General features: G+C 75.7%; 24 protein-coding genes and 1 tRNA gene. 12 read left to right on the top strand and 13 right to left on the bottom strand.

From position 1 onward, the window contains the following. Positions 1 to 13: 13 nt before the first annotated feature. Positions 14 to 529, bottom strand: a complete 516-nt coding sequence (locus ACI79V_RS21595; RefSeq protein WP_456877907.1) for a flavin reductase family protein — start codon at positions 527 to 529, stop codon at positions 14 to 16. A gap of 35 nt (positions 530 to 564) precedes the next feature. Between ACI79V_RS21595 and ACI79V_RS21590 the strand changes: the two genes are divergently transcribed. From ACI79V_RS21590 to ACI79V_RS21580, 3 genes are read left to right on the top strand one after another with little or no spacing between them, the layout of a single operon-like run. Continuing rightward, positions 565 to 1,986 carry a dihydrolipoyl dehydrogenase family protein gene (locus ACI79V_RS21590; protein WP_456892594.1) on the top strand — a complete coding sequence of 474 codons (1,422 nt, stop codon included), beginning with the start codon at positions 565 to 567 and terminating at the stop codon, positions 1,984 to 1,986. After that, positions 1,987 to 2,901, top strand: a complete 915-nt coding sequence (locus tag ACI79V_RS21585; protein WP_456892592.1) for an NAD(+)/NADH kinase — start codon at positions 1,987 to 1,989, stop codon at positions 2,899 to 2,901. It begins immediately after the preceding gene. 27 nt (positions 2,902 to 2,928) lie between these two features. Further along, positions 2,929 to 3,729 carry an SGNH/GDSL hydrolase family protein gene (locus tag ACI79V_RS21580; RefSeq protein ID WP_456892590.1) on the top strand — a complete coding sequence of 267 codons (801 nt, stop codon included), beginning with the start codon at positions 2,929 to 2,931 and terminating at the stop codon, positions 3,727 to 3,729. A gap of 45 nt (positions 3,730 to 3,774) precedes the next feature. On the opposite strand, the gene ACI79V_RS21575 is transcribed toward ACI79V_RS21580, so the two are convergent. Next, positions 3,775 to 5,793, bottom strand: coding sequence for a putative bifunctional diguanylate cyclase/phosphodiesterase (locus tag ACI79V_RS21575; RefSeq protein ID WP_456892588.1), 2,019 nt, complete (start codon positions 5,791 to 5,793; stop codon positions 3,775 to 3,777). Positions 5,794 to 6,048: 255 nt separating this feature from the next. On the opposite strand from ACI79V_RS21575, the gene ACI79V_RS21570 reads away from it, so the two are divergent. Then, a complete protein-coding gene (locus tag ACI79V_RS21570) occupies positions 6,049 to 6,417 on the top strand; it encodes a VOC family protein (protein WP_456892586.1) in 369 nt (122 codons plus the stop codon). Between the two features lie 41 nt (positions 6,418 to 6,458). Next, on the top strand, positions 6,459 to 7,490 hold the full coding sequence (locus ACI79V_RS21565) for an LLM class flavin-dependent oxidoreductase (protein WP_456892584.1): 1,032 nt from the start codon (positions 6,459 to 6,461) through the stop codon (positions 7,488 to 7,490). Positions 7,491 to 7,541: 51 nt separating this feature from the next. Here ACI79V_RS21565 and ACI79V_RS21560 read toward each other — a convergent pair whose 3' ends face one another. Both ACI79V_RS21560 and ACI79V_RS21555 read right to left on the bottom strand, forming a co-directional pair. Further along, positions 7,542 to 8,222: a DUF4333 domain-containing protein gene (locus ACI79V_RS21560; protein ID WP_456892582.1), complete on the bottom strand. Its 681-nt coding sequence runs from the start codon at positions 8,220 to 8,222 to the stop codon at positions 7,542 to 7,544. A gap of 116 nt (positions 8,223 to 8,338) precedes the next feature. Then, positions 8,339 to 8,411: transfer RNA gene (locus ACI79V_RS21555), tRNA-Arg, on the bottom strand. A gap of 195 nt (positions 8,412 to 8,606) precedes the next feature. On the opposite strand from ACI79V_RS21555, the gene ACI79V_RS21550 reads away from it, so the two are divergent. Both ACI79V_RS21550 and ettA read left to right on the top strand, forming a co-directional pair. Next, a complete protein-coding gene (locus tag ACI79V_RS21550) occupies positions 8,607 to 9,173 on the top strand; it encodes a single-stranded DNA-binding protein (protein ID WP_456892580.1) in 567 nt (188 codons plus the stop codon). 119 nt (positions 9,174 to 9,292) lie between these two features. After that, entirely contained in the window at positions 9,293 to 10,963 is a 1,671-nt protein-coding gene (ettA, locus tag ACI79V_RS21545; protein ID WP_456892578.1) for an energy-dependent translational throttle protein EttA, read from the top strand. Between the two features lie 118 nt (positions 10,964 to 11,081). Here the strand turns inward: ettA and ACI79V_RS21540 are convergent, their stop codons facing one another. Then, positions 11,082 to 11,510, bottom strand: coding sequence for a protein-tyrosine phosphatase family protein (locus ACI79V_RS21540; RefSeq protein ID WP_456892576.1), 429 nt, complete (start codon positions 11,508 to 11,510; stop codon positions 11,082 to 11,084). Between the two features lie 165 nt (positions 11,511 to 11,675). Between ACI79V_RS21540 and ACI79V_RS21535 the strand changes: the two genes are divergently transcribed. Then, positions 11,676 to 12,089, top strand: a complete 414-nt coding sequence (locus ACI79V_RS21535; RefSeq protein ID WP_456878026.1) for an acyl-CoA thioesterase — start codon at positions 11,676 to 11,678, stop codon at positions 12,087 to 12,089. A gap of 6 nt (positions 12,090 to 12,095) precedes the next feature. On the opposite strand, the gene ACI79V_RS21530 is transcribed toward ACI79V_RS21535, so the two are convergent. Together ACI79V_RS21530 and ACI79V_RS21525 are read right to left on the bottom strand one after the other, a co-directional pair. Further along, positions 12,096 to 12,536, bottom strand: a complete 441-nt coding sequence (locus tag ACI79V_RS21530) for a YccF domain-containing protein (RefSeq protein ID WP_456892574.1) — start codon at positions 12,534 to 12,536, stop codon at positions 12,096 to 12,098. A gap of 109 nt (positions 12,537 to 12,645) precedes the next feature. Further along, positions 12,646 to 13,245, bottom strand: coding sequence for a biotin transporter BioY (locus ACI79V_RS21525; RefSeq protein WP_456892572.1), 600 nt, complete (start codon positions 13,243 to 13,245; stop codon positions 12,646 to 12,648). A gap of 612 nt (positions 13,246 to 13,857) precedes the next feature. On the opposite strand from ACI79V_RS21525, the gene ACI79V_RS21520 reads away from it, so the two are divergent. Next, complete coding sequence (locus tag ACI79V_RS21520; RefSeq protein WP_456878115.1) at positions 13,858 to 14,226, top strand: hypothetical protein; 369 nt, start codon at positions 13,858 to 13,860, stop codon at positions 14,224 to 14,226. A 141-nt stretch (positions 14,227 to 14,367) separates the two neighbouring features. Here ACI79V_RS21520 and ACI79V_RS21515 read toward each other — a convergent pair whose 3' ends face one another. The 6 genes from ACI79V_RS21515 to ACI79V_RS21490 form a co-directional block, all read right to left on the bottom strand. After that, positions 14,368 to 15,900, bottom strand: a complete 1,533-nt coding sequence (locus ACI79V_RS21515; protein WP_456892570.1) for an ATP-binding cassette domain-containing protein — start codon at positions 15,898 to 15,900, stop codon at positions 14,368 to 14,370. A 146-nt stretch (positions 15,901 to 16,046) separates the two neighbouring features. Continuing rightward, entirely contained in the window at positions 16,047 to 17,642 is a 1,596-nt protein-coding gene (locus ACI79V_RS21510; protein WP_456892568.1) for a glycoside hydrolase family 13 protein, read from the bottom strand. An 84-nt stretch (positions 17,643 to 17,726) separates the two neighbouring features. Further along, on the bottom strand, positions 17,727 to 18,158 hold the full coding sequence (locus tag ACI79V_RS21505; RefSeq protein ID WP_456892566.1) for a globin: 432 nt from the start codon (positions 18,156 to 18,158) through the stop codon (positions 17,727 to 17,729). After that, on the bottom strand, positions 18,155 to 19,387 hold the full coding sequence (locus ACI79V_RS21500; protein WP_456892564.1) for an MFS transporter: 1,233 nt from the start codon (positions 19,385 to 19,387) through the stop codon (positions 18,155 to 18,157). The genes ACI79V_RS21505 and ACI79V_RS21500 overlap by 4 nt, the downstream gene beginning before the upstream one ends. Positions 19,388 to 19,473: 86 nt before the next feature. Further along, positions 19,474 to 20,484: a mechanosensitive ion channel family protein gene (locus ACI79V_RS21495; RefSeq protein WP_456892562.1), complete on the bottom strand. Its 1,011-nt coding sequence runs from the start codon at positions 20,482 to 20,484 to the stop codon at positions 19,474 to 19,476. A 14-nt stretch (positions 20,485 to 20,498) separates the two neighbouring features. Continuing rightward, positions 20,499 to 22,619, bottom strand: a complete 2,121-nt coding sequence (locus ACI79V_RS21490; RefSeq protein WP_456892560.1) for a prolyl oligopeptidase family serine peptidase — start codon at positions 22,617 to 22,619, stop codon at positions 20,499 to 20,501. Between the two features lie 211 nt (positions 22,620 to 22,830). Between ACI79V_RS21490 and ACI79V_RS21485 the strand changes: the two genes are divergently transcribed. From ACI79V_RS21485 to ACI79V_RS21475, 3 genes are all read left to right on the top strand, one after another. Continuing rightward, positions 22,831 to 23,358, top strand: a complete 528-nt coding sequence (locus tag ACI79V_RS21485; protein ID WP_456877993.1) for an HNH endonuclease — start codon at positions 22,831 to 22,833, stop codon at positions 23,356 to 23,358. A gap of 82 nt (positions 23,359 to 23,440) precedes the next feature. Beyond that, a complete protein-coding gene (locus ACI79V_RS21480; protein ID WP_456892558.1) occupies positions 23,441 to 24,304 on the top strand; it encodes an SCO6745 family protein in 864 nt (287 codons plus the stop codon). 161 nt (positions 24,305 to 24,465) lie between these two features. Next, positions 24,466 to 25,590, top strand: coding sequence for a hypothetical protein (locus tag ACI79V_RS21475; RefSeq protein WP_456892556.1), 1,125 nt, complete (start codon positions 24,466 to 24,468; stop codon positions 25,588 to 25,590). The last annotated feature ends 201 nt before the right edge of the window (positions 25,591 to 25,791 follow it).

The following is a 25,791-nucleotide window of genomic DNA, read 5'->3' as shown; positions in this document are numbered from 1 at the left end:
TGCCTTCATCGGGCTAATGGCTCACCGGGGCGTCGGTGTAGCGGCCGCGCAGGCGGAGCAGGGGAGCGGCGCCGTCGTGCAGCACGGGCACCGCCTCGACGGCGAGCAGCGCCAGCACGTGGTCGCCGGCGGGCACCAGGCGGTCGAGCCGGCAGTCCAGGGCGACGACGCCGCCGTCGAGCACGATCGCGCCGCTGCCCGGCGCCCGCGACCACGGCACCGACTCGAGCAGGTGCCGCGCCGAGGGCCGGCCGGCCGAGGAGAACCGGCTGGCGAGGATCGCCTGGCCGGCGGCGAGGACGGTGAGCGCGCAGGTGCCGACCGCCTCGAGCACCTCGGCCGGGTACCCGCCGGCGCTCAGCCCGACCGCGACCAGCGGCGGGTCGGCCGACACGCTCATCACCGAGGTCACCGTGGTGCCGACGTCGTCGATGTCGTCGCGGACGGTCAGCAGCGCCACCCCCGCGGCGTACTGGCGCAGGGCGGTGGCGAACTCCGACGGCGACACGGGCCCGGCACTCGAAGCCATGGCGGCCAGTCGACCACACCGGACAGGATGACCCGGTGAGCAGCGCGGACCGGACCTACGACGTCGTCGTGCTCGGCGCCGGGTCGACCGGGGAGAACGTCGCCGACGTCGTCGTGCGGGGCGGCCTCTCGGCGGTGCTGGTGGAGGAGCACCTCGTCGGCGGGGAGTGCTCGTACTACGCCTGCATGCCGAGCAAGGCGCTGCTGCGCGGCACCGAGGCGCTCGCCGAGGCCCGGGCGGTCTCCGGCGCGGCCGCCGCGGTCACCGGGGAGCAGGACGTCGCCGCCACGCTGGCCCGCCGCGACGAGTTCGCCCACCACTGGGACGACGCCGGCCAGGTGGAGTGGGTCGAGGGCGCCGGCATCGGGCTGCTGCGCGGCACCGCCCGGCTCGACGGCGAGCGCGCCGTCGTCGTCACCGGGCCCGACGGCGGCCGCACCCGGCTGACCGCCCGGCACGCGGTGGCCGTGTGCACCGGCTCGGCGGCCGCCGTCCCGCCGGTCGAGGGGCTGCCCGACGTGGCGCCGTGGACGCCGCGGGAGGGCACGACCGCCAAGGAGGCCCCGGGCCGGCTGCTGGTGATCGGGGGCGGCTACGTCGGCTGCGAGCTGTCCACCGCCTGGCACGCCCTCGGCTCCCGGGTGACGCTGCTGCAGATGGGCGACCGGCTCCTCGACGACGCCGAGCCGCAGGCGGGGGCGGCCGTGCTCGCCTCGCTGCGCCGCCGCGGGGTCGACGTCCGGCTCGGCGCCGAGGTCCGCGCGGCCCGCCGCGAGGGCGGCGAGGTGGTGCTCGAGACCGCCGACGGCGAGGTGCGCGGCGACGAGGTGCTCGTGGCCACCGGCCGCGAGGCGCGCACCACCGGCATCGGGGTGGAGACCGTGGGTCTCGAGCCCGGCGCCTACCTCGACGTCGACGACACCCTGCAGGTGCGCGGGCTGCCGTGGCTCTACGGCGTCGGTGACGTCAACGGCCGCCGGCAGCTCACCCACATGGGCAAGTACCAGGCCCGTCAGGCCGGCGCGGCGATCGTGGCCCGCGCCCGCGGCGAGCGGGCACGCACCGAGGACTGGTCGCCGCACACCGCCACCGCCGACCGCGCCGCCACCCCCTCGGTCGTGTTCACCGACCCGCAGGTGGCCGCCGTCGGGCTGACCGCCGCGCAGGCCCGCGAGGCCGGCCTGCCGCACCGCGTCGTCGAGTACCCGATCGGCTCGGTCGCCGGCGCGAAGCTGTTCGCCGACGGCTACGAGGGGATCGCGGTCGCCGTCGTCGATCCCGAGCGCGAGGTGCTCCTCGGCGTCACGTTCGTCGGCCCGGCGGTCGCCGAGCTGCTGCACGCGGCCACCGTCGCCGTCGTCGGGGAGGTGCCGATCAGCCGGCTGTGGCACGCCGTGCCCGCCTACCCGACGGTCAGCGAGATCTGGCTGCGGCTGCTCGAGACCTGGCGCGGCTGAGTGACCCGCCTCGGCCTGGTCCTGCACCCCACCCGGGACTCCTCGGCCGCCGTCGCGCAGGTGCTCGCGTGGACCGGGGGGACCGACGTCGAGCTGGTCGCCGACCGGGCCGACGTCGAGCGGCTGGGCCTGACCGGCGTCACCCCCGTGTCCGTGGCCGAGCTGGCCGCCACCAGCGACGGGCTGATCGCCCTGGGCGGTGACGGCACCATCCTCGGCGCCATGCGGCTGATGACCGGCCGGCCGGTGCCGGTGCTCGGCGTCAACCTCGGCCACCTCGGGTTCCTCGCCGAGGTCGAGGCCCGCGAGCTCGGTGAGGCGCTGGCCGCGATGGCCGAGGGCCGGGTGCGCACCGAGTCCCGCGGCTGCCTGGTCGTGCGGCAGGGCGAGCGGGAGTGGCTGGCGTTCAACGACGCCGTGCTGGCCCGCGTCCCGGGGGAGGGGATGGTCACCGCGGAGCTGTCGGTGGGCGGCCAGCGCTACGCCCACGTCCGGTGCGACGCGGTGATCGTCGCGACCGCGATGGGCTCGACCGCCTACAACTACGCGGCCGGCGGCCCGGTGGTCAGCCCCGAGGTCGAGTGCATCCTGGTCACGCCCGCCGCGCCCGCGCAGGGCATCTCGCGCACGGTGCTGCTCGGCTCCCGGGAGACCCTGTCGCTCGCCATCGGCAGCGGCCGCCCGGCGATCGAGCTCGACGGCGTCCTCGGCGAGCAGCTGGGCCCCGGTGACGAGCTCACCGTCTCCTACCGTCCCGACGCCGCCCAGCTGGTCCGCATCGAGGGCTCCCGCTCGGCGGAGCGCAGCCGGGCCAAGCTGTCGCTGCTCGACCTGCCCTTCCTGCCCGAGGAGCTGCTCGAGCTGCTGCCGCGCGACGTGCGCGAGCGGATGAGGGAGGACCCCTCGGACGGCTGACCCGGCGGCCGTGCTGCAGTGGAGCCCGTGCCCGCACCGTCCCGCTCCTCCTGGCGCCGCTACGTCGCCCTCGGCGACTCGTTCACCGAGGGGCTCAGCGACCCCGACCCCGACCGCCCCGGCGAGTACCGCGGCTGGGCCGACCGGCTCGCCGAGCACCTCGCGGCCGCGTCGCCGGGGGCCGACGTCGAGTACGCCAACCTCGCCATCCGCGGCCGGCTGCTGCCCCAGGTGCTCGCCGAGCAGGTGCCGGTGGCCCGCGCCGCCCGGCCCGACCTGGTCAGCATGGTCGCCGGCGGCAACGACCTGCTCCGCCCCGGCGCCGACCCCGACCGGCTGGCTGCCGCGCTGGAGGAGGCCGTGGCCGGGTTCCGCGCCGACGGCGCCGACGTGCTGCTGGCCACCGGGGTCGACCCGCGGCTGACCCCGATCATCCGGCGCACCCGTGGCCGGGTGGCGGTGTTCAACGCCTCGCTGTGGTCGATCGCGGCGCGGCACGGCGCCGTCGTCCTGGACCAGTGGGGCGCGGACTGGCTGCTGGACTGGCGGCTGTGGGACGGCGACCGCATCCACCTCACCGCCGAGGGGCACCGGCGCACCGCGCTGGCCGCGGCCACGGCGCTCGGCGTCCCGGTCCCCGGCGACGGCGACTGGCGGGTCCCGCTGCCCCCGGCCCCGCCCCGGGCGCTGCGGGCGGCGCTGGCCGAGGAGGCGGCGTGGGTGCGCGGCTTCGTCGCGCCGTGGATCGCCCGCCGGCTGCGCGGCCGCTCGTCCGGTGACGGGCGCGCGCCCAAGCGGCCGGTGCCGCTGGCGCTGCCCCGCGCCTGAGCCGCCGGCCCGGACCGTGCACTCCCGCGGAAGTGCACGAGGGGGTCAGGAGCGGGGGGCCTCGTCGTCGATCTGGTCGTCGGTCTCGTCGTCGGCGTCCTCGCCCGGGACGTCGGCGGGCAGGTCGTCCACCACCACGAGGAACGGGCGCGGCGGGAGCGGGCGCTCGTCGTCGAAGGGCAGCAGGTCGCTGCCGTCGCCGCCGGCCACGGGCAGGTCGTCGACGACGGCCTCGAGCTCTCCGGTGACCGCCTCGAGCACCGCCGCGGCCTCCTCGGCGGCCTGCCCGACCAGCGCCTCGGCGGCCGTGGCGTCGGCGCGGCTGGGCAGCGGCGCCGGGCGGCCGAAGGCGTAGCCCTGCGCCATGGCGCAGCCGTGCCGGCGCAGCCACTCGGCCTGGTCGAGGTCCTCGATGCCCTCGGCGATGACCTGCAGCCCCATGCCCTGGCCCAGCTGCAGCAGCCCCTGCACCAGCGCCGCCGACGACGGTTCGCGGACCACGCCGGCGACGAAGGACCGGTCGATCTTGACGGTGTGGATCGGCAGCCGGTGCAGCGCGGTGATCGCCGAGTAGCCGGTGCCGAAGTCGTCGAGCGCCAGCGTCACGCCGCGGGCGGTCAGCTCCTGCACCGCTTGCAGGGTGGCCTCGGCGGCGAACAGTGCCGTCGACTCGGTGATCTCCAGCTCCAGCCGCCCCGGGGGCAGGCCGGACTCGTCGAGCGCCGCGGCGACCAGGTCGCTGAAGCCCTCCTCGGCCAGGTGCCGGGCGGAGACGTTGACGTGGACCCGCAGCCCGGACGGCCAGCCAGCGGCGTCGTCGCAGGCCCGGCGGAGCACCCACGCACCCAGCCGCGAGGTCAGCCGGTTGTTCTCCGCGGCGTCGAGGAAGGCGCCCGGCGGCAGCAGCCCGCGGGTGGGGTGCTGCCAGCGGATGAGCGCCTCGTAGCCCAGCAGCGTCTCGTCGGTGAGGGAGACGATCGGCTGGTAGAACAGCCGCAGCTCGTCGGCGTCGAGGGCCCGGCGCAGGTCGGTCTCCAGCTGCAGCAGGTCGACCTCGTCGTCGGTGAGGCCGCCGTCGTGCACCTCGATGCGCGCCCGGCTGCCGTCGCGCTTGGCACGGGTGAGCGCGCTGTGCGCCCGCTTGAGCAGCTCGTCGGGGGCGACGTCGGAGCCGAGCGTCAGCCCGACGCTGGCCGAGAGGACGATCTCGCGGCCGCCGAGCTGGAACGGGTCGTCGAGGACGGCGAGCAGCCGGTCGGCCAGCGCCCGCAGCCCGTCGAGGTCCTCCACGTCCTCGGCGAGGATGAGGAACTCGTCGGCGCCCAGCCGGACGGCGGTGTCCTCCACCCGGGTGCTCCACCGCAGCCGGTCGGCGACCTGGCTGAGCAGCTGGTCGCCGGCCTCGGTGCCGAGGGTGTCGTTGACCGCCTGGAACCGGTCGAGGTCGAGGTGCACCAGGCCCACCTGCAGCCCGCGCCGGCGGGAGAGCGCCAGGGCGTGGGCGAGCCGGTCGGTCAGCGCGCGGCGGTTGGGCAGCCCGGTGAGGGGATCGGTGAACGCCCGGCGGACCAGGTCCTCCTCGGCCCGCCGCCGGTCGGTGACGTCGACCAGCGACAGGACGGCGAACTGCGGCTCGCCGGTGCTGCGGTGGACGACGTCGTGCGACTGCTGCACCCACAGCTCGCTGCCGTCGGCGCGGCGCAGCCGGCGCTCGCCGTCCTGGCGCAGCCACGGGTCCAGCCCCGGCTCGGTCCCGTCGCCGGCCGGGCCGTCGGGCAGCGGGGCGTCGTCGGGGTGGGCCAGCAGGTCGACGTGCCGGCCGACCATGTCGTCGATGCCGCGCCCGGCCAGCGCGCACAGCGCGTCGTTGACCACCAGCAGGTGGCCGTCGAGGTCGACGAGGGCCTGGGGGACGGGGGAGGACAGGAACAGGGCCCGGAACATCTGGCCGCGGTCGGCCAGCAGCGTGTCGATGGCCCGCAGCCTCGTCCCCGCCGGTGCGCCGGCGCCCTCGCCGGGCCGGTCGGCCCGGGGCGGCGGCACGGAGGAGGCGCTGAGAGTCACCTCGACAGGGTGGCCGACGGCGCGGCCGGAACCGCGGAACCGGTACCCGGAATGTCGTGGTCGACCGGTCACTGTCCGTCACATCGGGGACTGAGGTGTCCTCCCGGGACACGTGGGACGTGCCCGTGAGCAGCGCCTCCGCCCGACCACGCAGCGTCCTGGCGCACGCGCCCGGCGGACACCGGGTGCCCGCCGGGGGGTGCCTGCGCGCCCCGCCGGGGGACAAGGTGGTCCTCCCCGAGGGAGGAGTGCGTCATGGACTGGAAGCTCGAGCTCGTCGCCGTGCCGGTCAGCGACGTGGACCGGGCGCTGACCTTCTACACGGAGGGCGCCGGCTTCCACCTCGACCACGACCACCGGGTGAGCGACGAGGTCAGGTTCGTGCAGCTCACCCCGCCGGGCTCGGCGTGCTCGATCGCGATCGGCACCGGCCTGCTCGACACGCCGCCCGGGTCGGTGCAGGGACTGCAGGTCGTCGTCCCCGACGTCGAGGCCGCGCACCGGGAGCTGACCGACCGCGGCGTGGAGGTCAGCGAGGTCCAGCACCTCCCGTGGGGGTCGTTCGTGTTCTTCAGCGACCCGGACGGCAACGGCTGGGCGATCCAGCAGCTGCCGCCGCGCTGACCGCCGGGAATCCGGCACCGGTCCCGCGCGCTGGTCCCCCCGTGGACAAGCGCATCGGCTTCCTCTCCTTCGGTCACTGGCAGCCCATCGCCGGCTCGCGGGTCCGCACCGCGCGCGACGCGCTGGTGCAGACCGTCAAGCTCGCCGTCGCCGCCGAGGAGCTCGGCCTCGACGGTGCGTTCGTCCGCGTGCACCACTTCGCCCGGCAGCTGTCCTCCCCGTTCCCGCTGCTGTCGGCGATGGCCGCGCGCACCTCGCGCATCGAGCTGGGCACCGGCGTGGTCGACATGCGCTACGAGAACCCGCTGTACATGGCCGAGCAGGCCGCGGCCACCGACCTGCTCAGCGGCGGCCGGCTGCAGCTCGGCATCAGCCGGGGGTCACCGGAGACGGCGCTGCGCGGCTCGGAGGCGTTCGGCTACGTGCCGCCGGAGGGGACCACCGACGCCGACCTCGCGCGGGAGAAGACGGCACTGTTCCTCGCCGCGGTCGGCGGGGCGAGCGTGGTCGAGGCCGACCCGGCGATGACCGGCGGCACCCGCGCCCGGCTGGCGGTGCAGCCGCAGTCGCCCGGCCTGGCCGACCGGATCTGGTGGGGGTCGGGCACCCGCGCCACCGCCGTCCGGACCGCCGAGCAGGGGCTGAACCTGATGAGCTCGACGCTGCTGGTCGAGGACACCGGCGTGCCCTTCGACGAGCTGCAGGCCGAGCAGATCGAGCGCTACCGCGCCGCGTGGGCCGCTGCCGGGTGGGAGCGCGAGCCGCGGGTGTCGGTCAGCCGCAGCGTGGTCCCGGTCGTGTCCGACCTCGACCGCGCCTACTTCGGGGACCGCTCCGGCGAGGACCAGGTCGGCCTGCTGGAGGGCGTGCGCGCCCGGTTCGGCAAGAGCTACGTCGGGGAGCCCGACCGGCTCGCCGAGGAGCTGGCCAAGGACGCCGCCGTGCGCGAGGCCGACACGCTGCTGATCACCGTGCCCAACATGCTCGGCGTCGAGTACAACGCCGCCCTGCTGGAGAACGTCGCCCGGTACGTCGCGCCGGCCATCGGCTGGACGCCCGCCGGACAGCGCTGAGCGCCGGGCTCCTCGAGGAGCCCGGCGCCCAGGCCGGTCGGTGCGGGAGGACTACACGGCCTCGAAGGAGACGTCGCCCGCGGCGTCGATGGAGGCGATGATCGCGGCGCTGTCGGTCGGGTCGTCGGCGGCGCTGACCACGCAGTCGAGCTGCAGGCCGTCGGCCGCGACGAGGACGCTGCGGTCGGACTCGCAGGAGGAGACGACCTCCAGGCCGGTGCTGGAGGCGAACTCCTCGGCCAGGGAGGCCTCGACGTCGGCCACCTGGACGAAGACCGCGTCGCTGGAGATGGTCACGTTGCCCTCGTCGTCGGTCTGCTCGACGGTGTAGCTGACCTCCTGGCCCTCCACCTGCGCGGTGCAGGTGGACACGGTGCCGGCGGCGAGCTCGACGTCCTCGGGGCAGCTGACGTCGGTGACGGTGACGCCGGCCTGCTCCTCGGTGAGCGCCACGATCTGCCGCTCGGCCTCGGCGGTGTCGAGGACCTGGCCGCTGAAGAGGAAGAAGGCGCCGACGCCGAGGCCGGCGACCACCAGGGCGGCGAGGATGCTGCCGATGATCGCGCCGGTGCGCTTCTTCGGCGGGGCGGGCGGCTGGCCGAAGCCGGCCGGGGCGGCGCCGTAGCCGTTCGGGACGCCGGGGCCGCCGGGGGCGGGGAAGGGCGGCGGGGCGTACGGGCCGTGGCCCTGCGGGGTCTGGCCGGAGTAGCGGGGGTCGTGGACCTGGGTCATGGCGGGCTCCTCGATCGGTCCCGGGTCCGTCCCGGGTGCTCGGGAGCACCGTGCCGCGCCCTGCTTGTGACGTCCTTTCACCTGACTTGCAGCCGACGTCAAGTGGCGGTGGCGGGCGCGCCCGGCAGGGATCGAACCTGCGACCAAGTGCTTAGAAGGCACCTGCTCTATCCGCTGAGCTACGGGCGCTCGATGGCCCGATGATGACACCTCAAGCGGCGCCGGTGTGCGGCGCGGCACGGAGGGGTGACGTCCCGGCCGCCGCGCGTCCACAGGACCGCGGCCGTCCACAAACCGCGGTCGCACGCCCTCGCCGGCCGGGCGGCGGGCCCAGGCTCGTCCCCGGGTCGGCACCGTGCCGGCCGGGAGAACCCGAGGAGCACCGTGAGCGCCACCGAGATCACCGTGACCGGCAACGTCGTCACGTCCCCCAGCCGCGTCCGCACGCAGAACGGCAGCGTCACCAACTTCCGCGTCGCCTCCACCGAGCGGCGCTACGACAGCACCGCGCAGGGCTTCGTCGACGGCGCCACCTTCTTCGTCGACGTCGAGTGCTGGAACGAGCTGGGCGGCAACGTCTCGCACAGCGTCAGCAAGGGCGACCCGGTCGTCGTCGTGGGCACCATCCGCACCCGCGAGTGGGAGTCCGACACCGGCCGCCGCAGCCGGCCGGTCGTCCGCGCCGCCGCGGTGGGCCCCAACCTCGCCCGCGGGACCGCCGAGTTCCGCCGCACGCAGCGCACCTCCGCGGCCGCCGCCGAGGAGACGGTCCCCCGGCACGAGGCGGCCCGCGGGGAGACCGATCCCGGGGACCGGGACTACTCCGGGCCCGTCGAGCCGTTGTACGTCGTGGACCCCGACACCTCCGCGGCCGGCTCCCCCCTCGACGGGACGCTCGACGGAGCACTCGACGAGGAGCTGGACGCACTGCCGGAACCGGCGCTGCGCTAGCCGTCCGCGGACTGGGAGGATCGGGACCGAGAACGCACGGGGGCCGGGCCGGCGAGACGCACCGGCCCGCCCCTCCCTGCGCATCGACACCGCGCACCGACGGAAGGCTCGAACGCCCAGTGGCTCAGTACATCTACTCCATGGTCCGTGCCCGCAAGGCGCACGGCGACAAGGTGATCCTGGACGACGTCACCCTGTCCTTCCTGCCCGGCGCCAAGATCGGCGTGGTCGGGCCCAACGGCGCCGGCAAGTCGACCGTCCTCAAGATCATGGCCGGCCTGGAGCAGCCCTCCAACGGCGACGCGACGCTCTCGCCGGGCTACAGCGTCGGCATGCTCATGCAGGAGCCGCCGCTCAACGAGGAGCTCGACGTGCGCGGCAACGTCGAGGAGGCGGTCAAGCCGCTGCGCGACGCCCTGACCCGCTTCGAGGAGGTCAGCGCGGCGATGGGCGAGCCCGACGCCGACTTCGACGCGCTGCTCGCCGAGCAGGGCGAGCTCATGGAGGTCATCGAGAACGCCGACGGCTGGGAGCTCGACGCCCGCATCGAGCAGGCGATGGACGCCCTGCGCTGCCCGCCCGGCGACGCCGACGTCACCGTCCTCTCCGGCGGTGAGCGCCGCCGCGTGGCGCTGTGCAAGCTGCTGCTCGAGGCGCCCGACCTGCTGCTGCTCGACGAGCCCACCAACCACCTCGACGCCGAGAGCGTGGCCTGGCTCGAGCAGCACCTCGAGAAGTACGCCGGCACCGTCGTCGCCGTCACCCACGACCGGTACTTCCTCGACAACGTCGCCCAGTGGATCCTCGAGCTCGACCGCGGCCGGGCCTACCCCTACGAGGGCAACTACTCCACCTACCTCGAGACCAAGGCCGCCCGGCTCAAGGTCGAGGGCGCCAAGGACGCCAAGCGGCAGAAGCGGCTGGCCGAGGAGCTGGAGTGGGTCCGCTCCAACACCAAGGCGCGGCAGGCCAAGAGCAAGGCGCGGCTGGCCCGGTACGAGGAGATGGCCGCCGAGGCGGAGAAGACCCGCAAGCTCGACTTCGAGGAGATCCAGATCCCGCCGGGCCCGCGGCTGGGCAACGTCGTCGTCGAGACCCACGACCTCACCAAGGGCTTCGGCGACCGCGTCCTCATCGACGACCTGTCGTTCACGCTGCCGCGCAACGGCATCGTCGGCGTCGTCGGCCCCAACGGCGCGGGCAAGACCACGCTGTTCAAGATGCTCGTCGGCGAGGAGAAGCCGGACGAGGGCGAGATCAAGGTCGGCGAGACGGTCAAGGTCTCCTACGTCGAGCAGACCCGCAGCGGCATCGACCCCAAGAAGACGCTGTGGGAGGTCGTCTCCGACGGCCTCGACCACATCCAGGTCGGCAACGTCGAGATGCCCTCGCGGGCCTACGTCGCGGCGTTCGGGTTCAAGGGTCCCGACCAGCAGAAGCCGGCCGGCGTGCTGTCCGGCGGTGAGCGCAACCGGCTGAACCTGGCGCTGACCCTCAAGCAGGGCGGCAACCTGCTGCTGCTCGACGAGCCGACCAACGACCTCGACGTCGAGACCCTCACCAGCCTCGAGTCGGCGCTGCTGGAGTTCCCCGGCTGCGCCGTGGTGGTCAGCCACGACCGGTGGTTCCTCGACCGCGTGGCCACCCACATCCTCGCCTACGAGGGTGAGTCGAAGTGGTTCTGGTTCGAGGGCAACTTCGCCGACTACGAGAAGAACAAGGTGCAGCGGCTGGGGCCCGAGGCGGCGCGTCCGCACCGGGCCACCTACCGGAAGCTCGCCCGCGACTGAGGAAGGACCTCCCTGCCCCCACCGCTCGCAGGCTCGCGGCGGGCCCCTGCAGGGAGGCCGTTCTAGCACCTTGCCGACGGCCGGTCGGAGCTCTCTGCTCCGGCCGGCCGTCGGCGTCTCAGCCGCCGAACGCGGCGACGAAGCGGGCCTGGCGACGGGTCTCCACCGCGCGGGGCCGGTAGGCGCGGCGGACGAACGCCACGGCCTCCGCGGGCGGCACGCCGTCCAGGACGGCCAGGCAGGCCAGCGCCGTCCCGGTCCGCCCCGTCCCGCCGCCGCAGGCCACCTCGACCCGCCCGGTCGGGGCCCGCTCCCAGGCCTCCGTCAGCGCAGCGCGCAGCGCCTCGGGCTCGGTGGGCAGCCGGAAGTCCGGCCAGCGCACCCAGCGGCTCTCCCAGCCGGTATCGGGCGGCGGCCGGCCCAGCAGGTAGACGCCGAAGGTCGGGAGCGGCCCGGCGGGCAGCGGAGCCCGCAGGCCGCGACCGCGGACCCGGCGTCCCGAGGGCAGCACGACGACGCCCGGCGTGCCGTCGTCCCACCCGTCCACGCCGAGCACGGTAGGACGGCGCGCACGCCTCCGGCGTCCGCGGGGGCCGGGCACCGGGTGTGCACGCACCGCGGCCGGAGGGCGCCTCGGCGCGCGATGTGTGCACAGAGCGCGCGCAGAGGGGCGGTCGACGCCGCCGGCGGCGGTACGGCAGGGTGTCGCAGCGTGCGGTTCACGGTGCAGGTCCCCATGCGCTGGTCGGACATGGACGCCTACGGCCACGTCAACAACGTCGTCCACCTGCAGTACTTCGAGATGGCCCGCGTGGCGCTGTTCTTCGAGCGGGCGACGCTGGAGGAGCGGACCGGGCTGCGCCGCGGCACGGTCGTCGCCGCGCACGAGATCCGGTACAAGCGGCCGGTCGTCTACTCGGCCCGCCCGCTCGACGTCCAGATCTGGGTGTCGGACGTGCGCGCGGCCTCCTTCACCTGCCACTACGAGGTCTTCGACCACGAGCGGCTCGCGGTCACCGGCAGCACGCTGCTGGTGCCCTTCGACTTCTCGATCGACCGGCCGCGCCGGCTCAGCCCGGACGAGAAGGAGTTCCTCGCCCGCTGGGCCGACGAGCCGGGGGAGTGACCCGGCTCAGCGGACCGGGGCGGGCTGCGCGACGGTGCTGCCGGCGTGCATCCAGTCGCGCGGCGGCGTCGTCTCGACCACCCGCTTGCCCAGCGGGAACAGGCCGACCGCGGCGAGCTTGAACGACGCGACGCCGAACGGGATGCCGATGATCGTCAGGCAGAACGCGACCCCGGCGACCAGGTGCAGCAGCGCCAGCCACCACCCGGCGACGAGGAACCACAGCAGGTTGCCCACGGCCGAGGCCACCCCGGCGCCCGGCGCGCGCACCGTCGTCCGCCCGAAGGGCCACACCACGAACCCGGCCAGCCGGAACGCGGCGATACCGAACGGGATGGTCACCACCAGCAGGCAGGCCACGACGCCGGCGAGGGCGTAGGCCAGCGCCAGCATCCAGCCGTGCACGAGGAGCCAGACCAGGTTCAGCAGCGTGCGGAGAGTGTCCACACCCTGATCACGGTCCGCGCCGTCCCGGGGTTCCGCGCGCGCCGGTGCCCCGGGACACGTCGTGCCCCGCCCCCACGGCGGGGAGCGGGGCACGACGGGGTGCGGGGCGTCAGCCGCGGCGGCGCGCCACCCGCCAGGCGCCACCGAGGACCGCCGAGGCGATCGCGGCCTTGATCAGGCCCCCGATGATGAACGGGTAGAAGCCCGCCTCCAGCGCCTGGGACGCGCTCATGCCGGTGGCGAACGCCAGCCAGGGCACGCCGACGGCGAAGACGACCGCCTGGCCGGCGATGAACAGCGGCACCGAGGTGAGGAAGCGCCGGTCGGCGCCGTGCCGGGCGGCCAGGCCGATGAGGTAGGCGGCCGGGATGAAGCCGACCACGTATCCACCGGTCGCGCCGACGACGACGTCCCAGCCGCCGGAGGCCTCGGAGTAGAACGGCAGCCCGACCAGCGCGGACAGGATGTAGACCACCTGCACGGCCACGCCCCGCACCGGGCCGAGGCTCGCCGCGGTGAGCACCACGGCCAGCGTCTGCCCGGTCACCGGGACCGGTGAGCCCGGCACCGGCACCGAGACCTGCGCGAGCAGCGCGGTGAACAGCACGCCCAGCGCCACCAGGACGACGTTGCGCGCCCGGACGGCGGGGACCAGGTCGGCGAGGACGAGCGGGCGGGCGCCGAACGCCGGCACGGAAGCGGTGGCCAAGGATCCTCCTGAGGCGAGGCGGCGCCGACCCGGCGCCGCGGGGCGGCCCGAGTCTGCCCTACGTCCGTCCCGGGACCAACCGCCGGTCGGACGGCTCCCGCACCGCCGTCCGGGACACGCGCGGTCGTCGCCGGAGCCCCGCCGGAACCGTTGCGGTCGGTGGCTGCGCGCTCACCTGCAGGTATGCCGGCCGGTTTGCCGGGCCTCCGGGAGGCGTGTTCTCTGGGGTCCAGAGCCCCTCGGCGAAGGCGAGAACGAAGGCGGGAGCAAGGCGGTCACTGAGGCATGGCAAGCGGATGGTGGGCGTCGCTGTGGTCGTGGCGGCGACCCGCTCCCCGCGAGCAGGCCGCGGTGCCGCCACCGGACCGGGCACCCGACGACGGGCCCCGGCCGGCGACATCCCCGGGGACCCTCCCGGACCCGCCTCCCGCCGACGACGCAGGGGCCGCGCACCCGGCTCCCGCCGGTGCACCGCAGGACACGGAGGCGCCGGAGCCGTCCCCCGTGCACACAGAGACGTCCGGTCCGTCCGGTCGACCCGGGTCCCACCCCGACCCGGTCCGCAGCAGCCCGCTGCTGCCTTCCCCTCTCGAGACGACAGGAGCCCCTCCCGTGGCACAGCTGGACAACGTCATCGCCGACCTGCTCGCGATCGAGGGCGCCAGCGGCGCCGCGATCGTGGACATCGACAGCGGCATGGCCCTCGCGAGCGGGGGTACGCCCGGGTTCGACCTCAACGTCGCGGCCGCCGGGAACTCGAACGTGGTGCGCGCGAAGCTCCGCACCATCCAGGACCTCGAGCTCAAGGACGAGATCGAGGACATCCTGATCACGCTGCAGAACCAGTACCACCTGATCAACGTGCTCAAGGGCCAGGGCAACTCCGGCCTGTTCATCTACCTCGCGCTCAACCGCGTGACCGCGAACCTCGCGCTCGCCCGGCACAAGCTGCGGTCCGTCGCGGCCACCGTCAGCGTCTAGCCGCCGGCCGGCACCCGGCCCGCACGGGGGCCGGGCCGGGTGCCGCCGCGCAGCCCACGGGCCGGGGGTGACGTGCTGGAACGGCCTCCCTGCGGGGGCCCGCCGCGAGCCTGCGAGCGGTGTGGGCAGGGAGGTCCTTCCTCACGCGGCGGTGGCCGCCTCCACGATGCGGTCGCGGACCGCGTCGACGGCGAGCTCGCGGGTGTCGATCCAGCGGGCGACGCGGCCGCCGGAGACGATGCCGACGCGGTCGCAGCACTCGGCCAGCTCGTCGGGGTCGACCGACACGACGACGACCGAGGTCCCGTGCGCGGTCGCCTCGTCGAGCAGCTGGCGCACCTGGGCGCGGGCCCGCACGTCGAGCCCGCGGGTGGGCTCGTGCAGCACGACGACGTCCCGGGCCGAGGCCATCCACCGGGCCAGCGCGAGCTTGTGCTGGTCGCCGCCGGACAGGGCGCCGAAGACGGTGCGGATGCTCAGCGTCTTCACGTCCATCCGGTGCACGGTCCGGATGACGCCGCGCAGCCTGGCGATCTCCTCCCGGATGTCGGTGAGCGCCCCGTACGCCTCCTGGGTGAGGGTGCGGGCGATCGTCTCGCCGGGGTCGACCCCGTAGGCGTCGTGGTCGGGGTGGTAGGCGGGCAGCCGCAGGGAGCGGTCGTCGGCCGGGCCCAGCGACCGGGGCTCGCCGTGCAGCAGCAGCTCGTCGGTGATGGCCGGCAGCTCCCCGGACAGCGCGTCGGCGATCTCGTTGACGCCGGAGGCGCGGTGCCCGGTCAGCCCGACCACCTCGCCGCGGCGCAGCACCAGGTCGACGCCCTCGACCCGGCCGGGCACCCGCAGGTTGCGCACCTGCAGGGCGACCTCGTCGTCGGAGGGGGCCGGGTGCGTGCCGGCCGGCACCGGGACGTCGTCGTCCGGGACGGCCGGCGCGACCGACGCGATCCGCGGGGCCGGGGGAGACACCGGCGCGCCCACCGTCTCGGCGGCCAGCCGCACGGGGTCGAGGTCGGCGCTCGGGGCGTCGAGGGTGATGCGGCCGTCGCGCAGGACCAGCACCCGGTCGACCACCTCGAGCATCTCGGGCAGCCGGTGGCTGATGTAGAGCACGCCGCGGCCCTGCCGGCTCAGCCGCCCGGTGACGGCGTGCAGGCGGGAGACCTCCAGGGGCAGCAGCGCCGCCGACACCTCGTCGAGCACGACCAGCCGGGTGTCCTCGGCGAGCACGCGGGCGGTCTCCACCAGGCCGTGCACGAAGTGCGGCAGGTCCCCGACGAGGGTGTCCGGGTCGACGTCGAGGGCGACCTCGGCGAGCAGCACCTGCGCCTGCCGGCGCAGCTCCGCCTGGGGGCGGCCGGCCTGCGCCGTGCCGCGGAAGACCGCCTGCGCGACGGTGAGCTCGGGGTCGATCCGGACGAGCTGCTCGACGACGCCGACGCCGAGGTGGCGGGCGTCGTCGACCGACAGGGGCGCGTAGGGGTGGCCCTGCAGCGTCATGGCCCCGCCGTCGGCGGGGGTGATGCCGGCGAGGACGTCGCCGAGGGTGGACTTGCCTGCTCCGTTGGTGCCGACGAGCCCGACGACCTCGCCCGCGGCGATGCTGAAGGAGACCTCCTGCAGGACCCGCCTGGCTCCGAAGGACTTGGTCAGTCCCTGGACCTGCAGCAACGTCATGGGCGGGCGGGCCTCCCCCGGACCGGGTCCCCCACACCAGGGTCGAGGGACCGTGCTGGCAGCGTCCCCGCGACGCTGGTTCCGAGACCGATCCTACCCGGGACGGGGGTCGGCGACCCTCCGAGCGGAGGGTCGCCGACCGGCCGTCAGCCGCGGAGCCAGACCGCCGTGTCGGCGGGCACGACGCCGCCGGAGACGTCGTCGCTGGCCAGGAGCACCGCGCCCTCCGGCAGCGGTACCGGGCGCGCGGAGGCGTTTACCAGGCACACCAGCCCGCCGGGACGGCGGAACGCCAGGCACCCCTCCGGCGCGGGCAGCCACTCGAGGGACCCCCCGGTGAACGCCGGCGAGGTCCGCCGCAGGTGCAGCGCCGCGCGGTAGAGCGAGAGCACCGACGCGGGGTCGGCGGCCTGCGCCTCGGCGGTCATCGGGCCCCAGCCCTCCGGCATGGGCAGCCAGGTGTCCGGCCGGGTGGAGAAGCCGTAGGACGGGTCGGTCCCCGACCACGGCACCGGGATGCGGCAGGCGTCGCGGCCGCGCTCGGTGTGGCCCGAGCGCTCCCAGATCGGGTCCTGCAGCGCCTCGTCGGGCAGGTCGACGTCGGGCATGCCGAGCTCGTCGCCGTTGTAGACGTAGGCCGCGCCGGGCAGCGCCAGCTGCAGCAGCGCCGCCGCCCGCGCGCGACGGGTGCCGGTCTCGCCGCCGCTGTAGCGGGTCACGTGCCGCGGGCGGTCGTGGTTGGAGAGCACCCAGCAGGCCGGCGCGGGCGTGGCCTCGACGGTGGCCAGCGAGTGGACGACGGCGTCGCGCAGGTCGTCGACGTCCCAGTCGGCGGTCAGCAGCTTGAAGTTGAACGCCAGCTGCAGCTCGTCGGCGCGCAGGTAGCGGGCGAGCCGGTCGTCGTCCTTGAGCCAGATCTCACCGACGGCCATCGTGCCGGGGTACTCGTCGAGGACGGTGCGGATCCGCCGGTGCACGTCGTGCACGCCCTCGTCGTCGAACCGGTGGTCGCCGGGCCCGTGGTCGTCGAGCAGGCCGGTGTCCTCCATCGGCAGCATGTCCGGCAGGCCCTCGGGCTTGGCCATGCCATGGCCGACGTCGATGCGGAACCCGTCGACGCCGCGGTCGAGCCAGAACCGCATCGTCGTCTCGAGGTCGGCGACCACCTCGGGGTTGGTGAAGTCCAGGTCGGGCTGCTCGGGCGCGAAGAGGTGCAGGTACCACTGGCCGTCGGGCACCCGCGTCCAGGCCGGGCCGCCGAAGACCGAGGGCCAGTTGTTCGGCGGCTGCGCGCCGTCGGGCCCGCGACCGTCGCGGAACAGGTAGCGCGCCCGCTCGGGCGAGCCGGGGCCGGCGGCCAGCGCGGCCTGGAACCAGGCGTGCCGGTCGGAGGTGTGGTTGGGCACCAGGTCGACGGTCACCCGGATGCCGAGCGCGTGCGCCTCGGCCAGCAGGGCGTCGAACTCGGCCAGGTCGCCGAAGACCGGCTCGACGTCGCGCGGGTCGGCGACGTCGTAGCCGTGGTCGGCCATCGGCGAGGGGTAGAACGGCGTGATCCACAGCGCGTCGACGCCGAGCTCGGCCAGGTGGGGCAGGCGCGAGCGGATGCCGGCGAGGTCGCCGACGCCGTCGCCGCTGCCGTCGGCGAAGCTGCGGATGTAGACCTGGTAGAAGACGGCGTCGCGCCACCAGTCGGCGGCGGTGCGTCGGAACGGGTGCAGGGCAGGGTCCACCGGGGTCACCGGGCTCCTCGAGGGGTGTTGTCGGCCCCCTCGCAGGGGCCCGCCACGAGCGTGCGAGTGGCGGGGGGCGAGGGGGTCCTTCGGCTACGGGCGCAGGAGGCCGGGCGCGTCGTCGGGCCAGCGGTTCTGCATGCTGCGGGCGGCCATCGTCAGGTAGCCCCACAGCGTGGCGTCCTGCTCGGCGGTGAGCTCGAGGGAGTCGACGGCGTCCCGCATGTGCCGCAGCCACGCGTCGCGCTCGGCCGGGCCGATCGCGAACGGCGCGTGCCGCATGCGCAGGCGGGGGTGGCCGCGCTGCTGGGAGTAGGTCGTCGGGCCGCCCCAGTACTGCTCGAGGAAGCCGCGGAGCCGGGTCTCGGCGCCGTCCCAGTCGTCCTGGGGGTACAGCGGCGCGAGGACCGGGTCGGAGCGGACACCCTCGTAGAAGCGGGCGACCAGCTGCCGGAAGACCGGCTCGCCGCCGACCTCCTCGTAGAAGGTCCGCGCCGAGGGCAGGGACCGGCTCGCCTCGCTCATGGCACCGATGGTCCCGCAGTCGGGTGCCGCCCCGCCACGCCGGGTCGGGTGCGGGCCAGGGCGAGCAGCGGGGGGACGACGGCGACCAGGCCGATGCCGCCCGCGACGGCGACGACGGCGGCGGCCGGGACCCGCTCGGCGGCCAGGCCCGCACCGAGGGCACCGAGGCCCTGCACACCGTAGAGGCCGCTGACGGCGACGCCGAAGGCGCGGCCGCGCACCGCGGGCGGCACCGCCTGCACGAAGGCGACGTTGAGCGGGATGGTCCACGAGGCGCCCAGGCCGGCGACGAACAGCAGGCCGACCACGAGCACGTAGGCGCCCCGTCCGGGTTCGGCCGACAGCGCCACCAGCCCGGCGAGCAGCACCGGCGCGAGGGACAGCACGACCAGCACCGGCATGAGCCGCTCGCTGCGCGCGGTGCCGACCAGCCGGGCGACGACGAGGCCGCCGATGGTCACGCCGAGCGGGTTGGCCGCCAGCAGCACGCCCAGCGCGGCGGCACCCTCGCCGAGGTCGTCGGTCAGCGGTGCGGCGATGCCCTCGGCGACGTTGGCGAACAGCGTGCCGGTCCACAGCAGGCCGATGATCGCCACCAGCCGCGGGCTGCGGCCGATCAGCCGCAGCCCCTCGCCGGCGTCCCGCCACACCGAGGACGGCTCCCCGGCCGGCTCGACCGGGGCCGGGCGCCGCTGCAGGCCGAGCCACAGCCACAGCGCGGAGACGGCGAAGGTCGCGGCGTCCAGCAGCAGCACCACCGACGGGCTCAGCGCGGTGACCAGCGCGCCGGCGGCGACGAAGCCGACCACCTGCGCCACCTGCAGGCTGACGTTGGTCAGGGAGGTGGCGACCGCGTACCGCTCGCCCTCGAGGACGTCGGCCATGAGCGCCGAGCGGGCCGACTCGAACGGCGGGGCGCACAGCGAGACCGCGAACAGCAGGACCAGCAGCACCGGCAGCGGGGTGCCGGGGATCGCCATGAGCGCGACCAGCCCGGCCCGGGCGACGTCGCTGGCGATGAGCACCCGGTGCCGCGGGAACCGGTCGGCGAGGGTGGCGAGCACCGGGCCGCCCAGCGCCCAGGGCAGGAAGCTCAGCGCGAAGGTGAGCGCCGCCAGCAGCGGTGAGTCGGTGCGCTGGTAGACGACGACGGTCAGCGCGACGCGGGCGAGCTCGTCGCCGACGGTCGAGAGCGTGTAGGTGCCGAACAGCGGCCGGAACTCGCGCACCGCGAACACGGCACGGAAGGAGGCCCGGTCCTCCGAGACCCCGGAGGAGGCCGGACGTCCCCCGTCGCCGGCCGTGCCCCCTCCGCTCATCGGACGCCGGCCGCGCTGGCCGCGCCGAGCAGGGGCGGTGGCGTCCGGATGCCCTCGGCGACGAAGCGCTCCTTGAGCCGCATCCGCAGCTCCCGGCCGACCCGCCACTGGTCGGCGTTGGTCGAGCGGACCTGCACCCGCATGAAGACGCCCTCCGAGAGGATCTGCTCGACGCCCAGGGACTCGGGCTCGGCCAGCAGCACCGCCGCCCACTCCTCCTCGGCGTACATCGCGTCGGCGACCTCCTGCATCACCGTGCGGCAGCGCTCGAGGTCGGTGTCGTGCGCCACCGGCAGGTCGATGACGACCTGCGCGTAGCCCTGGCTCTTGTTGCCGACCCGCAGGATCTCGCCGTTGCGGGCGTACCAGACCACGCCGTTGACGTCACGCAGCCGGGTGATGCGCAGCCCCACCGCCTCGACGGTGCCGCTGGCCTCGCCCAGGTCGACGACGTCGCCGACGCCGTACTGGTCCTCGAGGATGATGCCGATCCCGGCGATGAAGTCCTTGACCAGGTTCTGCGCGCCGAAGCCGAGCGCCACGCCGACGACGCCCGCGCTGGCCACGATCGGGGCGAGGTCGATGCCGAGCTCGCCGAGCACCAGCACGACGGCGATGCCGAGGATCACGAACGACGCGAAGCTGCGCAGCACCGAGCCGATCGCCTCGGCCCGCTGCGTCCGGCGGGCGGCGACCTGCTCGAGGACGTCGCCGGAGCCGCCGCGGTTGCGCAGCGGCCGCAGGATCGTCGGCATCGACCCGGTCGCGGTGCGCTCGGTCAGCCGCCGGATCGCGCGGTGCACGAGAAAGCGCACGACCCCGGCGAGCACCAGGACCAGCAGGATCCTGGCCGGCCGGGCGATGAGCGTGTCGGCGTTGCCGGCCAGCCAGCCCATGCCGGAGAGCTCGTACACCTTCGCGCAGAGGGTGGTCGGGTCGGAGGCGCAGTCGGGCACGGCGGCGGCGAGCAGGCGGTCGGCAGCGACTACGGAGGGTGGAGCGGTCATCACCCTCCATGGTGTCAGGTCGGTATCGGTCCTCCGGGACCCGGCGCGCCCTCCGGCGCCGGCCCGGTCGCGGCTGCGAGGAAGGCGAGCTGGTCGGCGGCCAGGCCCACCGTGCGGCTGACCGCCCGGGCGCCGTGGCCCACCGACGTCTCGCGGCGCAGCACGACCGGCGCCTCGGCGCTGGTCGCCGCCTGCAGCGCGGCGGCGAGCTTGCGGGCGTGCAGCGGGTCGACCCGCGTGTCGGACTCGAAGGTCGTGAACAGCACCGCCGGGTAGGCGGTGCCCTCGCGTACCGCGTGGTAGGGCGAGTAGCCGAGCAGCCAGCCCAGCTCGACCGGGTCCTCGGCGGTGCCGTACTCGTCGTTCCACGTCCGGCCCAGGCCGAAGCGCTCGTAGCGGACCATGTCCAGCAGCGGCGCGCTGCAGACGACGCCGGCGGCCAGGTCGGGCCGCTGGGTGAGCGTGGCGCCCACGAGCAGGCCGCCGTTGGAGCCGCCCATCACCGCCAGCTGCCGGTGGGTCGTCCACCCCTGCGCGACGAGGTGCTCGCCGGCGGCGGCGAAGTCGTCGAAGACGTTCTGCTTGCGCTCGCGCATGCCTGCGCGGTGCCACTCCTCGCCGTGCTCGGAGCCGCCGCGCAGGTTGGCCACCGCCCACACCCCGCCGCCGGCCACCCAGGCCAGCGCCTGCGCCGAGTAGGCGGGGGTGAGGGCCACGTCGAACCCGCCGTAGCCGTAGAGGACCGTCGGGCGCGGGGTGTCGGGCGTGCCGGTGCGCGAGATGACGAACAGGTGCACCGGCGTCCCGTCGGCCGAGGTCGCGTGCGTCTCGACGACGGTCACCTCCGGCACCTCGCCGGCGACCGGGGCGCGCTCGTCAGGGGCGAGGGTGTCCGCGGCGGCGGCGTCCCAGCGCAGCACCGACGGCGGGGTCGAGAAGTCGGTGTAGCCGACCCAGGCGGTGGCGCCGCCCTCAGGTGGCGCGCTCACGCCGGAGACGCTGCCCGGCGGGAGCCCGGTCACCTCGCCGAGGCGGCCCGAGCCGTCGCCGGCCCAGACCGAGAGCCGGTCGGTGGCGTCGACCGAGTGGACGGCGAGCACCTGCAGCGACCCGTCGGCGCCGTCGACCAGCGCGACGTCGGCGAGCACGCCGTCGTCGGCCTGCGGGACGACGTCGCGCCAGGCCTCCGGCGCCCAGGTCGCGGGGTCGGCGGGGTCGGCGACCGCCAGCCGCCGGCGCGGCGTGCCGCGGTCGCTGAGCAGCCACAGCCGGCCGTCGCGGGCCACCCAGGCGGTGGTCTGCGCGTCGACACCGACCTGGAGCTCGCGCACCGCGCCGTCCCCACCGAGGTCGGCCACCCAGACGTCGTCGCGCGGGGCGGTGCCGGCCGACGCGGAGACGACGAGCCAGCGGCCGTCGGGGCTGGTGCGCACGCCGTAGTAGTTGGTGGGGTCCAGGGCGGGCGGGTCGAAGGTGCCGCCGTGCACGAGGACGTCGCCGTCGGGGTCGGTGCCGACGCGGTGGCGCCACACCCGGCGGTGGAACTGCTCCTCGCCGGCGGGCACCTGGTCCGGCGCCAGGCGGCGGACGTAGAAGAGCTCGTCGCCGCCGGGCAGCCAGGCGACGGGGGAGTAGCGGCAGCGGTCGACCGGGCCGTCGAGCCGCTCGCCGGTGGCGACGTCGAGGACGTACAGCCGCGACTCCTCGTCGCCACCGGTGGACAGCTGGTAGGCCAGCCGGTCGCCCTCCCACGACGGCGACCACGCGTCGAGCGTCGTCGTCCCGGAGGGGTCCAGGGCCATCGGGTCGACCAGCACCCGCACGGTGCCGTCGGGCTCGCGGACCCGCAGGACGGCGTGCTCCTGGCCGGGGTCGCGCCGGGTGGAGAACGCCCGGCCGCCGCGGTGCACCGGGACGCCGACGGCGCCGGCGTGCACCAGATGGTCGAGGCGGGCGGCGAAGACCGGGCGCAGCGGCAGCGCGCCGAGGACGTCGGCGGCGAGCGCGTCCTGGGCCGCCGTCCACGCCTGCGTCCGGGGGTCCTGCGGGTCCTCCAGCCAGCGGTAGGGGTCGGCCACGCGGTGGCCGTGCAGGTCCTCGACCAGGTCGAGCCTCTCGGCGTCGGGGTAGCGCACCCGTCCGACCGTAACGGGCCCGCTCCGGGGCGGCCCGACCTCCCGCGAGCGCCGGGGCCCCTGGTCAGGGCAGGATGGTGCTGCCCGCGGGCCGCCCCGGTACGGCGGTCCGGGGCGTCGGAGGTGCTCCGTGTCGCGTTCCGCGTCCGGGTCGTCGCCGGCGGGCCACCCAGGTCCGCGACGCGACCCCGTCCCCGTCCCCCGGCTGCCCGTGCCCTCGTCCGGCACGACGTCGGCCACGCTGCTGCTCAACGCCACCTACGAGCCACTGTGCGTGGTGTCCAGCCGGCGCGCGATCGTGCTGGTCCTGGCGGAGAAGGCGGAGCCGGTCGACGCCGCCGCCGAGGTGGTCCACGCCGAGCGCCTGAGCCTGCCGGTGCCCGTCGTCGTCCGGCTCACCCGGTACGTGCGGGTGCCCTACCCGGCGCAGGTGCCGCTGTCCCGCCGGGCGGTGTTCACCCGCGACGGGCAGACCTGCGTCTACTGCGGGAGCTCGGCGACCAGCATCGACCACGTGGTGCCGCGCAGCCGGGGCGGCACGCACACGTGGGACAACGTGGTGGCCGCCTGCCGCCGGTGCAACCACACCAAGGCCGACCGGTCGCTGGCCGAGCTGGGCTGGAAGCTGCCGCACCCGCCGCGCACCCCGAGCGGCGCGGCCTGGCGGCTGCTGGGCGCGCGCACCGTCGACCCGCGCTGGCGCGAGTGGCTGGGGATGCCCGAGAGCGTCTCGGCATGATGGAGGACCCCGTCCTCCCCACCCCTCGCACGCTCGGGGCGGGTCCCGGGACGGGGCCGACGAGCCACCGGACGGAGAACCGATGACCTCTGCCGGGACCGCGCGGCGGCTCTGGGCGCTGGCCGAGCCGCTGCACGCCCTCGTCTACTTCGCCGACGAGGTCCGGTCGGCGGGCCGGGCGGCCGGCCTGACCGGCTTCTGGTCCACCTACTTCGCGCTGCGGGCCGCGCCGCTGGGCCCGGTGGGTCCCGAGGTCGTGACGGCGACCTTCTACAACTTCGCCCCGGCCTTCGTCGCCCGCCGCGTCCCCGAGGTGTGGTCGGCGGTGACACCCGACGCGGCGCTCGAGGCGCGGCGGGCCGGCGTGGACGCCGCGGTGCGCCGGGTGCTGGGGGAGTGGGTGGACTCGCCCGAGGCGGCCGAGGCCGCGACGCTGGCCCGGGCCGCCGCCGAGGCGGTCGACCCGCCCGGCCGCCCGCTCGCCGCCGCCAACGCCGGGCTGCCGGTGCCCGACGAGCCGCACCTGGCGCTCTGGCAGGCGGTGACCACGCTGCGGGAGCACCGCGGCGACGGGCACAACGCCGCGCTCCTCCAGCGCGAGGTGTCCGGGGCCGCCGCGCACGTGCTCGTGGCGGCCGCCGGCCGCGTCGACCGGGAGTGGCTGCAGAGCGCCCGCGGGTGGGACGACGACGCCTGGGACGCCGCTGCCCGGCAGCTCGCCGACCGCGGCTGGCTCGACGGTGCCGAGCTCAGCGCCGAGGGGCTGGCGATGACCACCGCGATCGAGGCCGACACCGACCGCCTCGCCCTCGGTCCCTGGCGGGCGCTCGGCGACACCGGCTGCGACCGGCTGGCCGAGCTGCTCGCGCCGGTGCGCCGGGGGCTCGTCGCCGCGGGGCTGTTCCCCGACCGGAACCCCATCGGCGTCCCCGTCGACGCCGTGTGAGCCGCGGGCCGGGGGCCGCTGGGGCTCCCGGTCACGGATGGGTCACGTGGGGTCCCACGGCTCCCAGCAAGCGTGTCCGCGACTCAGTCGTATCGGACGGTCACCGTACGTGGCGCCGCAGTCAGCGCCGCCCGGGCGCTGCGGTCGCCGGAAGGTGTCTGATGTCCACCCCCTCCACCACGCGCCGCCGGACCGTCCAGCGCTTCGGCCTCGCCGGCATCGGCAGCGCCATGCTGTTCGTCGGCATCGCGTCCCCGGCGGCCGCGGCGCCCGATGTCGTCCTCCCTCTCGAGCCGGCCGAGGTGGCCCTGCTCAACATCCCGACCGAGAACGGCCCCGCCGGTGCTCCCACGCCCTACGAGGTCCAGTACGGCGACACGCTGACCGTGGACCTGGCCGACGGCCTCGACCCCACCGACGCGGTGATCAGCATCGACTTCCCCGACACCGCCGCCGACACCGACTTCGACCCGGACAAGGTCTACTCCACGGACCCGAGCGCGACCGACCCGCTGGTCGCGAGCCTGATCCCCGGTACCAACGACATCGCGATCCTCCTGCCCGTGGACGACATGGTGAACGGGCCGGAGGCCGTCCTGCGCATCGACCCTGTCGACACCGACCCCGCCGTCCTGGGCCCGGAGTTCACCGTCGAACCGGAGATCGTGTACGAGCTGGGCTTCAGCGCCACGGCCCAGACCGGCAGGATCCTCCGCCCCGAGCTCCTGGCGCTCGCCCAGGTGCCCTGCGCCCTGAGCTCGCCGACGCCGTGCCCGGTCGCGGTGAGCGCCGGATCCGGTCTCGTCCTCGACCTGACCGCGGACTCGGCGCTGCGGGACCTCGGCCTCACCGACCTCGACGGCATCGAGCTCGAGCTGGCGAGCGCCGACGACCCCACCGCAGCTCCCGTGCCGCTCACCGTCGAGGCGAGCGGCACCACGGCGCGGGCCGTCCTGCCCACCGACCTGGCCGCCGGTCCCTACGCCCTCGTCCTCGGGCAGCCGACGGCGTCGGGCTACTCGATCGTGCTCGCCGAGCTGGCGGTGGCGGCTCCGCCCGCTGCACCGACGACCGCGGCGCCCACGCCCGCGCCGAGCACGCAGGCCGTCGTCAACACCGGGCTGCGCTCCAACACCGGCGTGACGGCCCCGGCTGCTGAGACCGGCTCCGGCGGCGTGGCCGTCGCCGCGGGCGCCAGCCTGCTGCTCCTGGCCGGTGCCGGCGGTGTCGCCGTCGCCCGCACCCGTCGCCGTCCGGCGGTCGAGGCCGGGACGGGCGAGGCCTGATGCGGCCGGGGCGGCGCACCGCCGCGATCGCGGCGGTCGCCGCCCTCGGCATCGCCGGCAGCACCCTGCTCGTCGTCGGCCTGGACGACGAGCGGTCCGCCCCGGCGCCCCCGCGGCGCCCCCCCCCGCGCGCCCCCCCCCCCCCCGCCCCCCCCCCCCCGCCGCCCCCCCACTCGCCCCCCCCCGCCATGCGCCGGACCC

This window comes from Geodermatophilus sp. SYSU D00700 (assembly GCF_054050255.1).
Note: the sequence above shows the minus strand (reverse complement) of the source record. Positions and strands in the feature narration are given on the sequence as shown.

Bases quoted from the DNA above. Each gene is read 5' to 3' on its own strand.
- ACI79V_RS21495 (WP_456892562.1), bottom strand. From the start codon at position 20,484: ATGACCGCTCCACCCTCCGTAGTCGCTGCCGACCGCCTGCTCGCCGCC.
- ACI79V_RS21595 (WP_456877907.1), bottom strand. From the start codon at position 529: ATGGCTTCGAGTGCCGGGCCCGTGTCGCCGTCGGAGTTCGCCACCGCC.
- ACI79V_RS21475 (WP_456892556.1), top strand. From the start codon at position 24,466: ATGTCCACCCCCTCCACCACGCGCCGCCGGACCGTCCAGCGCTTCGGC.
- ACI79V_RS21505 (WP_456892566.1), bottom strand. From the start codon at position 18,158: ATGAGCGAGGCGAGCCGGTCCCTGCCCTCGGCGCGGACCTTCTACGAG.
- ACI79V_RS21515 (WP_456892570.1), bottom strand. From the start codon at position 15,900: ATGACGTTGCTGCAGGTCCAGGGACTGACCAAGTCCTTCGGAGCCAGG.
- ACI79V_RS21480 (WP_456892558.1), top strand. From the start codon at position 23,441: ATGACCTCTGCCGGGACCGCGCGGCGGCTCTGGGCGCTGGCCGAGCCG.
- ACI79V_RS21560 (WP_456892582.1), bottom strand. From the start codon at position 8,222: ATGACCCAGGTCCACGACCCCCGCTACTCCGGCCAGACCCCGCAGGGC.
- ACI79V_RS21570 (WP_456892586.1), top strand. From the start codon at position 6,049: ATGGACTGGAAGCTCGAGCTCGTCGCCGTGCCGGTCAGCGACGTGGAC.